Consider the following 13456-nt stretch of genomic DNA (forward strand, 5'->3'; position numbering starts at 1 on the left):
GTGGTTTTAGAAATGAGTGAAGAACAACTATACAAGAAAATATATGATGTAAAGGAACATTTAGCAAAGTTACACAAAGAATTTTGGAATGATTACTCAGATTTTGAGACATGGTATTTTTGGTTTAACCTTCTGTCGATTTTCTTGCCATTACTAATTCTCTATTTTTTACTTGATCGTAAACGAATCTTTGAAATTTCATTTTACGGGTTTACAGCGCATATTCTCTGGGCCAATCTAGATAATATCTTAGCTTCCCAAAATTATTTGCTGCACCCTCACAGTCTATCCTATTTACTTCCAGTAGGCTTTTCCGTTACTACGGTTATATTTCCGGTCGTCTTCATGCTGGTTTACCAATATTGTACAAAACATAACAAAAGTATCTTGATCTATTTTGTTGGGGCATCTGTCATCTTTGGTTTTGGGTTTGGAGGATTCTCTGTTTTGGTAGGATTGTTGGAAATGCATAAAGGAATGAATCTGTTCTATCTGTTTCTTATTGATATTGTAATTGCCTTCCTCGCGTATGGATTTACTAAGTTATTTATCATGATTAAGCATGATAAGAGAGCAGATTAATAAGCAAAAAGCAGGCTATAATTTCTACAGCCTGCTCTTTTTATTATTCTGTTAGATCTTCTATCACAATACTTTCTACAATACCGGTGCCGTTATCACGAATATTTGCCTCAAAAGAAACATTATCACCAGGTTGCATGAAAATGGCGAGTGGGGATTTCCCTGAACTAACATTATAAATAGTGTTATCATCTTTGATTAGAAATTGTACTACTTGCCCATTGTTTTGATTGCTCACAAGAACTCTTTCTACTTCCCCGCTCCGTTCTTCTAAAGCAGATTCTCCTGTAGAGGAAACATTGCTTGGATCTTGGGCGAGTGCAAGGCGATATGCTTCCAGTGTTTGTCGAGCCGTATCACCAAACACCACAAAGTCAGAATCAGAAGCCTTGATATAGGCATAGTGCTTGAATAAACCGTTTGGATCCAGAACATTTACAACCCATGTTGGATCTCCATCAATGTTGTATAGTACAGGCATTGATCCAGTCCAATTCTTCTCTGGGAATTCTTTGTTTACAATTTCTTTTGCCCCTTTACTGTCCATAATTCCATTGTTTTTATCACCATTGTAGTAGGTGAGCTCTCCTGTACGAGCATTAATTAATGTGTAACCTAAAGCGGAATCAATATTCTCTTTTGGTGAGGACATGTCAGTAAAGTAATGCATTTCTCCATTTTCATCAAAAATCGGCGTGACATTACTTTCGGTTCCAGAGCCGTTTGGTATTTTTACATCTCGTTTACCAAAAATGGAGTTTAACCAGCCATGCACATACTTACCAAAGTACTCGTTTTCATCAGAAGCCATTTCAGAGCTGACAGAGCCATCTATAAAATCAGGCGCCTCATTTGTTTTATATAAAGTGACATCACTTGTTACCGGGTCGACAATGGCAACATTTAGTTTTTCTACATTTGGTTTGTTTGTAAGACCGATTGGTTTATAAAGTGTTTGGACATACCATGGTTTTCCATCTTCGTCTACTTCCAACTGTGGTTCCCCACTTTGAATATAGTTAGGATAAGCACCGTAAATAGTACGCTTTACATTATGATTAAAAAAGCTTGAATTCGTGTATTTCATTTTACTCTCTACAAACTGTGGTTGTGCGTTAACATCTGTCGCGGAAATGGTGAAATACCCTTCCGTTTCTTTGCCTCGGAAGTAACGCCAAAAGTCGGTAAACTCGACAGGAGCAACAAACACAATATCATCGTTAACTTTTTGTACTTGCAGTTTCCCTAAGTCGTAGAATTGTGTATTTGGAACAACACTCATTGCTTTTTGCACCTTGTTTCTAGCAAATTCAGGGGATACGACAATTGGCGTAGCGTCTTTATCCAATGGTTTTGCTTCTGGTATTTCTTCTTTAGGGATAGACTCATAAGAATCATCCAATCCAAAAATACCTAGTACAAAGAAAGTAGGTATAGCTAGGATTGCTAGCAGAACAATGACCCCAGAGACAGTGTCTAGCTGCTTGCTAGACTTTGTAAATGGCTGACTTGTCGTTAAAGCGTAGAGTCCAACCATACCTGCAATTCCGATAACGATGTTAGATATAGTCATATTGGGAATGGTCATCGGCAGCATAATAACGTATATTGCAATCGCTCCAATAATAAATAGCACGATAAAGATTAGCAGAACTGCTTTCAATGTGGTCTTGCGATGTTTTTTATTGTTGATAACAAAAAACAGTGAAATAATTAGATACAATATAAATGAGAGTATCGTGGTGCTTAAAATACCTGTCATGATTTCAACTCCTATGTGTTTTCTCTATACGGCATGTAATACGTTGTGAATGTAAAAAAGTTTCATTCCGAGACAATTTCGTTTGAAAACATAAAGTTGTATATTAGACTGAGGTCAATACAGATAAAAAAAGAGGGAAATAAATGAAACAGATATATAGCGATATTATTCAGTTTCGCGGAAGCCATTATGATTTCGGCTATAAGCAGGGGCTAGAATTAAAGGACTCGCACACATTGCAAAACAGAAAAAAACAGTGGAAAATTCGTCGGCCGCGTTTCACCATTTCGGTGGAAGAAGTGAAACAGGTGATAATGCCGTTTGCACCTGCTATCTGGGATGAGCTTCGTGGATTACAGGATGCACTGGAATGGAAAATGGAGGATGTATTACAGGAGTTTGGTGGATACCGCTTGGAATATATGAAAAGTGGTTGCTCCATTTTTACAGGATCTGACTACATGGTGAGAAATTATGATTATCATCCTAAAACATATGAAGGAAGATATACCATATTCCAACCGAGTGACCAAGGCTATGCAGTCATCGGTCCGTCTCAGCGGATTACCGGACGGATGGACGGAATGAACGAAAAAGGACTTGCGATGGGCTATAACTTTATGCATCGTAAAAAGCCAGGCGACGGTTTTATCTGTAATATGATAGGGAGAATTCTCTTAGAAACCTGTGCTGATGTGGATGAAGCTATTTCCTTATTAAAAGAAATACCACATCGCCATTCCTTCAGTTATGTATTATTAGATAAAAGTGGAGAAACGTACGTGGTAGAAGCCACACCAAGAGCAGTAGAAGTACGTCAATCAAATATATGTACAAATCATTTTGAATTACAAAAGGATGAAAACCGCCATCATTTAGATGATTCGTATAAACGTTATGCATCCATCGAAAGTCAAAAAGAAAATGTCCTTGATCCTTACAAAGCTTTTCGCATGTTAAATGATACAGACAAAGGTGTATTTTCAACAAAATATAAGCAATGGGCAGGAACTATTCATACATCCGTTTATTTCCCTCAGGATGGGAAGGTATGGTTCGCGCTTGGTGGTGATCGGGAGCCTATGATATTTAATTTCCAAAAGTGGCTACAAGGGGAGAAGATCCAGGCAAAACGGATATTGGGACAAGTGGACACAGAATTGCCGTTCGTTCATATGGAGAAAAACGTCCGTTAGCCTTATATGAAGGGCAACAAAACGTCGGGGATGTTAAAAGTGGCGATCTACCACTTGTATTCAATAACTTACAAAAAAGATGTTTAATTTGTGCAACTTTAAGGAAACATAATTTAAGACTTTATTTTTGTAAAAATGCAGTTATAATAGACTCAGAATGCATTACTATGTAGGAGGTTGCGGAATGAAGTTATTTCAGGTTAGAAAGGGACAGTTCGTATTCTATAATAACGAGCTACATAAAGTATATACGGTAAAACCTATGTTTAAGAAGTCTGTCCATTTATATCGTCTAAAGGATATGAAACAAATCTTGACGAAAGCAAGTGAGATTACGCTATACAGACCACAGCATAATGATACCTTTATCTTTTATGGAAAACGTTATACTGTAGATAAAGATCGTAAGCCAGAGCCAGGTGATTATATTTTAATTACCAAGCCTGCACCAGACTTCCTTGATCACTATTCATTGAACGAGATTGAAAAAGTGGACAGTGTTGAAGATGGTAACGTTGTTACAACAAGAGATAATGGCGTAAAGCATAGTGAATATGTTGTTATGGTCCCTGGAAGATCAGAAGCAAGCCAGGAAATTGCTTACTACGATAAAAATCTTGTACCGGAAGCACAACAGCTGGAGGATGAATCAATTAGCTATCTGGCTGAAAGTGATAACTCGCTTAACCCGGTAGTCGGTGACATTTATATTGATGTTAGAAATAGCACAAAGGCAATGATTGTGGCTATGACAGAAGATGAAGTCGTATTTGGCCATGGTGTACGTGTTCATGTTGCAGAGCTACTTGATGAGAACAACTATACACTTGTCTATCGCTTTGAAGAAGACTTATAAAGTGAAACTTCAATCAGTGGGGGATTTCATTTTTCCCCCACTGATCGTTAGTTGAACGAATCGGAGTGTTAGCGTCCGTATACTCCCAATTAAGCATTAGGGTTTCACTTCATGTTTTGAAGGGGGAGTCTTACGGACGGTTGCACCAGGATAAAATTCGTAAAAGAAGAACCGCATGAATGTAGGCATTTTCGCCTTCACTTCATGCGGTTCTTTTTCTATTTATGATATAAGTGATGCAGCCTTATATCCTAAAATATTTAGCGGATCCTTAGAGTTAGAAAATGGTGGAGCATAGCCTATTTCTAGTTCTTGTAAATCATAGACAGTCAGTTTTCCTTTAATAGCTGTTGCAAGGACCGCCAATCGCTTATCAGCTCCTGCGTAACCTACAACCTGTCCGCTGTAAATTAAACCGGTCTCTGCATCAAATAATATTTTAATCCATAGCCTATTTGACCCCGGGTAATAGCCAACATTGGAATTCGCCTGCAATATAGCCTCTTTAAACGTATAACCTTCCTGCTTTAATGTCGTGCTCGTATGACCTGTTGATCCAACGGTAAGGTCGAACACCTTTAAGATCCCCGTGCCCATGGTTCCTTGATATGCAATTTTCTTGTTTGTTAAGTGGCTGGCAATAATAAATGCTTGCCGGTGTGCTGGCCACGCAAGTGCAACGTTTCGTTTTACTCCTGTGATGCTATCAGGTGTTTCGACGACATCTCCTAGTGCATAAATGTCTGGATCTGATGTTTGCATAAATTGGTTAACAGTGATTGCTCCCGTGTTACCAATTTTTAAACCAGAATGAACTGCAAGCTGTGTGTTTGGTCGCACACCAATGGATAAGATAGTCATATCTGCATCCACCGTTTTACCACTTGCTAGATGTAGTTTCTTGCCTTCATTAGAAAAAGAGGAAAGCCCATCATTGAGCTTAAGAGAAATATTATTGTCCGTTAAATGATCAGCAACATGGTCTGCCATGTCTTTATCTACTAATTTTGCTACCTGTTCCCCTCGGTCAATGAGCGTACAGTGAAGCCCTCTAGCTTGCAGGTTTTCCACCATTTCCAAACCGATAAACCCAGCACCGATAACTGCCGCTGTGGCTGGTTGGTGTTTTTCAATGAATTGATCAATAGCATCCATATCGGGAATGGTATGCAAAGTAAAAGTCCGTGCTTCAGCCATGCCATCAATTTGAGGACACAAAGCGTAGGCACCAGGAGAGAGAATAAGCTTATCGTATGACAAAGTCTCCTCTTGCGTGGCGCTGTCTTGCTTTTGGAACGTAACCTGCTTCTGCTCACGTAGGACCCGCGTAACTTCTGTTTCTGTATGCACGTGAAGGTTGAAGTTCTCTTCAAACTCCTCGGCTGGATAAAGAATGTCATCCCGGCTTTCAAGTACGCCACCAAGGTAATAAGGCATTCCGCAGTTCGAAAAGGAAACATAGCTTCCTTTTTCGAAAAGATGAATTTCGGCTTCTTTGTCGGTCCGTCTTATTTGTGCAGCTACTGTCGCGCCACCACCTACTCCTCCGACAATTACTATTTTTTTCTTCAACGTCATTCCTCCTGATTAAATTATTCCAAAAGAATTTAAGACGACAATGATGATCGTAAAAGGAACGAGCCAACGAATCAGCTGGAACCACAATTGGTACATACCTGATGGTAAATTGTTTCCATAGAAGAACTCATTTCTGACTAGTTGCTTATCCATCTTAAAACTAATAAATAATGCTATGAAGAGACAGCCACCCGGCAACATAATATTACTTACAAGAAAGTCTGATGCGTCAAAGATAGTTAAACCAAATAGTTTAAACTCTGACAGATTACTTGATGACAAAGCTGCAGGGATACCAGCAATGAAAATAAATACGCCAGCAATAGAAGCAACCTTTTTTCGTGAACGCTGTTTCTTCTCGGTGAAAGCAGAAGTTATTATTTCCAACATACTAAAGGATGATGTCAGTACCGCAAATAAAAATAATAGCAAAAATAAACTCAAGAATACTTCACCAAAAGGCATTTGGGAAAAAGCTTCCGGAAGAACGATAAATAATAATCCAGGTCCTTCAGATGGCTCAAGTCCAAAAGCGAACACCACTGGGAAAATCGCTAGTCCAGCCAACAGAGATACGAAAATATTCATAATGGATACCATTCCTGCTGACATTGGGAGACTAACATCCTTTTTTAAATAGGAACTGTATGTAACCATGACAGATATCCCCACTGCAAGGGAGAAAAAGGATTGCCCAAGTGCATAAAGAATGCTACTTGCAGTTAGCTCGGAAAAGTCTGGTTGCAAAAAGAAGGTGATTCCTTCCATTGCACCTTCAAATGTTAGTGCACGAATTACTAAGATAATAAAGAAAACGAAAAGAAGTGGCATTAATACTTTACTTGATTTCTCTATTCCATTTTTAATACCAAAGGATATGACAATAACATTGATCAGAAGGAAAAGTGCCAGTCCGAGTATTGTTAGAAAAGGACTGCCAGTTATCGTTCCGAAAAGTGCTGCGTAGTCCGCATTCTCTTTTATAATCATTCCTGGTATGGACATCAAGCTATAAAGAAGTACCCAGCCACCAACCACACTGTAGAAGGATAAAAGCAGGAAAGCGCCAGCAACGCCCCATTTACCTATGAATGACCATCCTGAGCGTGGTGCAAGTGTCTTGTAGGCCGAGACAGCTTCTTTTTGTGCCCCACGGCCAATCACGAACTCAGCGATTAGGATAGGGAGCCCGATTATAATGGTAAAAGCGATAAAGACGAGGAAAAAAGCTCCTCCTCCGTTCATTCCGGTCATGTAAGGAAATTTCCAGATGGCACCAAGACCGACTGCTGCACCTGTTGAAGATAAAATGAATCCAAGTTTTGTAGACCATTGTTCCGTTTTGTTACCCATCGTACGCCTCTCTTTCAAACATCTAAGTTGTAAAATTTTTAAGTTAAGGATTTATAATATATTGGACTAATGCTGTTCAATGACGGGAACAGCCACGTCTAGCTTCAGCGCGTGAAAATAGTGAGATTTCCCTCTTCATCTCGGGCGCCTGCACATTTGCTCAGTATATCAGTTGCTGTGCTTATTTAAAAATTATAGCTTTGTTCGAATGGACCATAGTTCTGGGAAGAAATAATGATCTAGGACTTTTTTTAAGTACCCGACACCAGAAGAGCCACCTGTACCAGTCTTATGCCCAATAATCCGCTCTACTGTCTTCATATGTCTGAAGCGCCATTGCTGAAACCAATCTTCAATATCAACGAGTTTTTCTGCTAGCTGGTAAAGCTCCCAATTATTATCGACATCTTGATAGACAGCCAACCATGCTGCTTCCACGGAATCATCTTTTTCATATGTTTCGGAAAAATCTCGGTTAAGTACTTCAGGGTTAATGTCAAAGCCAGCTCGAGATAGGGCTTGAATGGAAACATCATAAAGGCCTGGTGCATGGTAGGCTTTTTCCATTATAGTATGCACTTTAGGATCTTTTTCATATATTTTTAAAATGAAAGGTGTTTTATAGCCGAGCACAAATTCTACAAGCCGATATTGATAAGATTGGAAGCCGGATGCATTTCCCAATTGATCGCGAAACTCCATATACTCAGCTGGGGTAAGGGTTGAAAGAACATCCCATGCTTGAATAATTTGTGCCTGCGTTCTGGAAACACGTGATAGCATCTTAAAAGAAGCTTGTAATTCACCTTTCTGTATTGCTGCAATCGCAGCCTGTGTTTCATGGATAATTAATTTAAGCCAAAGCTCGCTCACTTGGTGAATTACAATAAAAAGCATTTCATCATGGTGATTGGACAGCCGTTTTTGACTATCTAGTAGGGTATCGAGTTGTAAATAATCACCATATGTCATCTTTTCCTTGAAATCGGTGTGAATGCCTTTTTCTGATTTAAATGTATCGTTCGTCTGGTTGCCCTTCATTATCTGTTTCGCTCCTCTATATCTAATGGTCTGATGACAGCTCTTACTGGACTGCCGTCTGCACCATGGATGGCCAGTGGCAATGCGATCAGTTCATATACACCAGTTTCAACGTGATCTAGCATGATATTTTCTAAAATGTTAATCCCATGGTTGTATAAAGCATGGTGTGTAGCAAGCTCCTTACTGTCCGTCTGATCAACTGAAGGGATATCGACACCCAGCAAGGTAACGCCTTTTTCCTGCAAATAGGCTGCTACATCAGGCGCAATAGTGGGCATGTTATCAGGAAAATTTTTGGGATTGTTAGGAAGGGACGTTTTCAGTAAAACTCTTGTCTTGCCCTTTAGATCCGCCTTCTTCAACACATCCATATTGATTTCATCGTGTTGACTCACGTCTACAACAACTGCTTCTCCGATGTAGCGCTCCAAGTCAAGCATGTCGATGGTCTTTCCTTTTGAGTCATAATGAAATGGAGCATCAACATGGGTACCGGTATGCAAACTAGCTGTCATTTGGCCGATATTGACAGAACCAGTCTCTTCCTTGGAATAGGTTAGGCTATAACGAAAAGGTGTATCACCAGGCCAGTGTGCCATATCATTTGTGAGAGGTTGCGAAATATCAATCCAGTTTGCCATTATGCAATCACTCCTCGTTTGTTCGCATAGTTTTTATAGGTTTTCTCATCCATAATTTCCTTGAGGCGGGAAACCATTTCCCATACCTCCTCAAAAGTGTTATAAAGTGCCACAGGTGCAAGGCGAATGCCATTTGGATTACGAAAATCTGGTACTACGCCGGCAGCTTTTAGTGCTTTACATATTCGGGCTGCTTCTGGATGAATTAAAAACACATGACCACCACGTGTCGTTTCATCCTCAGGGTTGGCAATTGTGAACCCGTAAGAAGATAGTTCAGATTTAATGAGGTCCATCAAGTATCCAGTTAATCGGATTGACTTATCTCTTATTCTGTCTATCCCTGCTTCTTGAAACATTTCCAGTGAACCGATCAACGGAGCGATACTTAGTACATGTGGTGTTCCAATTTGATAGGCACCTGCAGTGTCGGCTGGTGATAGTGTATGCTCCATATCAAACTGCTTATCTTTTGCAGAACTGAACCATCCTGCAAGTCCTGGCCTTTTTCCGAAATGCCTTCTATTTACGTAGAGACCACCAACACTTCCTGGGCCGCCGTTTAGATGCTTATATGTACACCAGAATGCAAAATCAACACCCCATTCAGATAGATGGTGCGGAATAGAACCAATGGAATGACAGAGGTCAAAACCAATCATAATGCCACGCTGATGTGCCTCTTTGGTTAAGGTCTGAATATCAAGGAGCTGCCCGCTTCTGTACAGAACACTTGGCAAAATAATTAAGGCAATGTCTTCAGTCATCGCTGCTACTATGTCTGTTGTTTCCAATGTGTTCCCATTTTTGCTTTTCACTTGAACGAGATGTTCATCGGGATCCAGCCCTTTCAACTCTAACTGGCTTTTAATGGCATAAATATCAGAAGGAAAATTCAATTCATCTGCCAGGATCTTCGTCCGTTTTCCTTCTGGATTGAAAAAAGTAGCAGCCAATTGATGAAGGTTGGTGGTAGTCGATCCTGTCACGATCACCTCATCTGCCTCCGCACCAATTAGTGGAGCTGAAAGCTTTCCTAATTTTTCTGATACGTAATACCAAGGATGAGTTCCTTCCGTCCATCCATCAATAGCATGTTCTTTCCAAGAAGCCATGAGTGACAAAACGCTTTGCTCCGCTCGCCTTGATAAAAGGCCAAGTGAATTTCCGTCAAAATAAATTGTGTCATTTCCTAAATAGAACTCTTTGCGAAAACTGTTTAATTCATCCTGCTGGTCTAACTCTTTAGCATGAGATTTTTCTGTGTTCAATCAGACCGCCTCTTCCTGTAAAAGTATTGTGTCTACTATTCTAACAAAAGCCATCACTATATTTCATGATTTTTTTAAACATTACGCATAAATCGTTTTAGCCTTATTGGAGATTTTTAGCCTCAATGCTTTACGGCCATGGTTTTAGCCATTTAAACGGTTAGCTCTTATTATGGATTACCAAATAATGGACTGTTGAAGGAAATACGTCATATGAAAGTTTTTTAGAAATAAAATATATAGTAGCAGACAAAAAGGCTAGCGGCATCTGGAAAAATGGCTAGGGACGAGATACACGCTTTTTGTGCTAAGGGTTCGATTGTGTCCCTTCAAGGACTATCATTGCTGTTCGAAATTGTTATAGGGAGTGTTGCTAAATGGCAAAGCTGCAGGCGGAGAAATTACGTAATTTTATTAATGGTGAATGGCAGGATGTTGCTCGCACAACAGCTGTTTTAAATCCTGCTACTGGAGAAGAAATTGTCCAAGTGCCGTTATCATCTGGGGAGCAGGTAGATAAAGCAGTATTCGCAGCGAAGAATGCCCAAAAGGAGTGGGCCCTTGTTCCGGCACCGCAACGCGCGGAGGTATTGTATCGTGTTGGATATTTAATGAAAGAGAGAAAAGAGCGACTTTCACAGCTTTTAACAAGTGAAAATGGAAAAGTTATTGAAGAAGCACGCGGTGAGGTGCAAGAAGGAATTGACATGGCGTTCTACATGGCTGGAGAAGGGAGAAGGCTATTTGGCCAGACAACTCCTGCAGAGCTGAAGGATAAGTTTGCGATGAGCCAACGTGTGCCAGTCGGTGTAATTGGGATCATTACGCCATGGAATTTCCCAATCGCTATTGCTACATGGAAGTCATTCCCAGCAATCGTTTCAGGAAATGCTGTGGTCTGGAAGCCAGCGACAGAAACGCCAATTATGGCCTTTGAACTTGCCAAAATTTTCGAAGAGGCAGGTCTACCTAAAGGTGTACTTAATGTCGTATTTGGTTCAGGGAATGAGGTAGGCAATGCACTCGTTAATCATGAAAAAGTGCAGGTGATTTCGTTTACAGGTTCTAATGATGTCGGAAGAGAGATTGCTGCGGTTTGTGGCCGACAATTAAAAAAAGTATCACTGGAAATGGGCGGAAAAAACGCAGTTATCGTAATGGATGATGCGGATATTGACCTGGCTGTAGAGGGAATACTATGGAGTGCGTTTGGAACGAGTGGGCAGCGGTGTACTGCGTGCAGCAGGGTGATCACCCATGAGCAAGTAAAAGCCACTTTAGAAACTCGCTTGCTTGCGAAGATGGAAGAGCTAACTATTGGGAATGGGCTAGATGAAACGATAAAAGTTGGGCCGATTATTAATGATAGGGGACTTGCAAAAATAGAAGAATATATTCAAATCGGAAAAGAAGAAGGAGCCAAATTACTCGCAGGTGGGCATGCATTAAAAGAAGGAGCCAAACAAAATGGGAACTATTTTGCCCCTACCTTGTTTACTGATGTTTCTTCAACTATGCGGATTGCGCAAGAGGAGATATTTGGACCGGTCGTTTCATTAATACCCGTTAAGAGTTTTGAAGAGGCAATTGAGGTTAACAATAGTGTTTCCTTTGGTCTTTCAAGTTCGATATTTACAAATGATGTGAACCGAGTTTTTCGAGCCCAGCGCGATCTTGATACAGGAATTGTGTATGTGAATGCTGGTACAACTGGGGCAGAAATTCACCTGCCTTTCGGTGGAACGAAGGGGACAGGGAACGGACATCGCGATTCAGGAGTTCAAGCACTCGATGTTTTTACAGAATGGAAAGCGATCTATGTCGATTATAGCGGGAAACTCCAGCGGGCACAGATCGATATCGACTAAAGAACAATTCCAAGAGGAGTGATGGTATGAAGATAGGAGTTCTAGGAGCAGGGTTGATGGGGAAAGAAGCCGCTCGTGATCTTGCAGCAAGTGACGGTGTAAGCAAGATTGGCCTAGCAGATATTAATCTATCACTGGCCCAAGAAGCGTGTAATCAGATTGCCTCAACCAAGCTAAACGCGTTTCGGGTGGATGCTGGGGACGAGGATGATCTAACTGCATACATGCGCCAATATGATGTCGTGATCAATGCGCTATTTTACTCTTTTAATGAAAAGGTAGCCAAAACGGCAATCAAAGTTGGTGTAAATGCTGTTGATCTAGGTGGGCATATTGGAAATATGACAAATGCAGTCTTGGCATTAAAAGAGGAGGCAGTGAGTGCAGGTGTGACGCTTATTCCAGATCTTGGGGTAGCGCCAGGCATGATCAATATTTTATCTGGCTATGGTGCTAGCAAACTTGATAAGCTAAATACAATAAAACTGTACGTGGGTGGAATTCCTGTGAAACCTGATCCTCCCCTTGAATACAATCATGTCTTTTCCATGGAAGGTGTTTTCGATCACTATACAGACCCATCTCTCATCATTCGTAATGGATTAAAGCAGGAAATTCCTTCATTAACAGAAGTTGAAAACATTTATTTTGACCGATTTGGTCCATTGGAGGCTTTTCATACATCTGGTGGGACATCGACCCTATCCTTGACCTATCCACACTTAAACACATTGGAATACAAAACCATTCGCTATCCAGGGCATGCGGAAAAATTTAAATTACTGGTAGATTTAAATCTAACAAAAAAAGATTATAAGGTAGACGTTCGGGGAAACGAGATTAACCCAAGAGACGTTCTGCTAAAAGTTTTGGAGCCAATCGTAGAACTAGGTAATAAAGAAGATGCCGTCCTGTTAAGAGTAATTGTTTCAGGTGAAAAGGCTGGAAAAAAGACGATCTATCATTATGAAATGGCAACTTTTAAAAAGAAAAATGTTACCGCAATGGCCAGAGCTACTGCAAATACTATCTCCGTGGTTGCGCAAATGATCGGCAATAAAACAATAACCAAGCCTGGCGTATATCCACCCGAACAAATTGTGCCAGGAAAGAAATACATGCAAGAAATGAAAAAACGCGGCGTGATGATAACGGAAAACGAGAACTATGGCTAATCTAATAATCTACCAAAGACGCTGTGGGCTATGCGAGGCGGGTGCGATCGCCAGTGAATGTGCGTCTATCGGGTGAGAGCGCGGAATTATCGCCTGAGCGCGTGGGAGTATCGGCCGATCGCATGGTGGC

The 13456-nt window shown here is 40.6% G+C and carries 11 protein-coding genes; 5 read left to right on the top strand and 6 right to left on the bottom strand.

Translation table 11 applies throughout. The features are described from left to right. Positions 1–12: 12 nt before the first annotated feature. Positions 13–582, top strand: a complete 570-nt coding sequence (locus tag BN988_RS14180) for a hypothetical protein (protein WP_036577412.1) — start codon at positions 13–15, stop codon at positions 580–582. Positions 583–625: 43 nt separating this feature from the next. On the opposite strand, the gene BN988_RS14185 is transcribed toward BN988_RS14180, so the two are convergent. Continuing rightward, a complete protein-coding gene (locus BN988_RS14185) occupies positions 626–2344 on the bottom strand; it encodes a DNA-binding protein (RefSeq protein ID WP_036577413.1) in 1719 nt (572 codons plus the stop codon). A 143-nt stretch (positions 2345–2487) separates the two neighbouring features. On the opposite strand from BN988_RS14185, the gene BN988_RS14190 reads away from it, so the two are divergent. Further along, positions 2488–3540: a C45 family autoproteolytic acyltransferase/hydolase gene (locus BN988_RS14190; RefSeq protein ID WP_036577414.1), complete on the top strand. Its 1053-nt coding sequence runs from the start codon at positions 2488–2490 to the stop codon at positions 3538–3540. Positions 3541–3724: 184 nt separating this feature from the next. After that, positions 3725–4396, top strand: coding sequence for a hypothetical protein (locus tag BN988_RS14195; RefSeq protein ID WP_036577415.1), 672 nt, complete (start codon positions 3725–3727; stop codon positions 4394–4396). Between the two features lie 222 nt (positions 4397–4618). Here BN988_RS14195 and BN988_RS14200 read toward each other — a convergent pair whose 3' ends face one another. The 5 genes from BN988_RS14200 to kynU form a co-directional block, all read right to left on the bottom strand. After that, positions 4619–5968 carry a CoA-disulfide reductase gene (locus tag BN988_RS14200; RefSeq protein ID WP_036577416.1) on the bottom strand — a complete coding sequence of 450 codons (1350 nt, stop codon included), beginning with the start codon at positions 5966–5968 and terminating at the stop codon, positions 4619–4621. A gap of 15 nt (positions 5969–5983) precedes the next feature. Beyond that, entirely contained in the window at positions 5984–7327 is a 1344-nt protein-coding gene (locus BN988_RS14205) for a sodium-dependent transporter (RefSeq protein ID WP_036577417.1), read from the bottom strand. A 192-nt stretch (positions 7328–7519) separates the two neighbouring features. Continuing rightward, the gene (gene kynA, locus BN988_RS14210; protein ID WP_036577418.1) at positions 7520–8368 is read right to left on the bottom strand and encodes a tryptophan 2,3-dioxygenase; all 849 of its coding nucleotides are present in this window, start codon (positions 8366–8368) and stop codon (positions 7520–7522) included. Next, on the bottom strand, positions 8368–9012 hold the full coding sequence (gene kynB / locus BN988_RS14215) for an arylformamidase (RefSeq protein ID WP_036577419.1): 645 nt from the start codon (positions 9010–9012) through the stop codon (positions 8368–8370). Before kynB ends, kynA begins: the two co-directional genes overlap by 1 nt. Next, the gene (gene kynU, locus BN988_RS14220; protein WP_036577420.1) at positions 9012–10283 is read right to left on the bottom strand and encodes a kynureninase; all 1272 of its coding nucleotides are present in this window, start codon (positions 10281–10283) and stop codon (positions 9012–9014) included. The genes kynB and kynU overlap by 1 nt, the downstream gene beginning before the upstream one ends. A gap of 377 nt (positions 10284–10660) precedes the next feature. Between kynU and BN988_RS14225 the strand changes: the two genes are divergently transcribed. Beyond that, on the top strand, positions 10661–12151 hold the full coding sequence (locus BN988_RS14225; protein WP_036577421.1) for an aldehyde dehydrogenase family protein: 1491 nt from the start codon (positions 10661–10663) through the stop codon (positions 12149–12151). Between the two features lie 26 nt (positions 12152–12177). Beyond that, positions 12178–13326, top strand: coding sequence for a saccharopine dehydrogenase family protein (locus tag BN988_RS14230; RefSeq protein WP_036577422.1), 1149 nt, complete (start codon positions 12178–12180; stop codon positions 13324–13326). Positions 13327–13456: the final 130 nt, after the last annotated feature.

The organism is Oceanobacillus picturae (genome assembly GCF_000612865.1).
In the GTDB taxonomy this organism is placed as follows: domain Bacteria; phylum Bacillota; class Bacilli; order Bacillales; family Amphibacillaceae; genus Oceanobacillus_B; species Oceanobacillus_B jordanicus.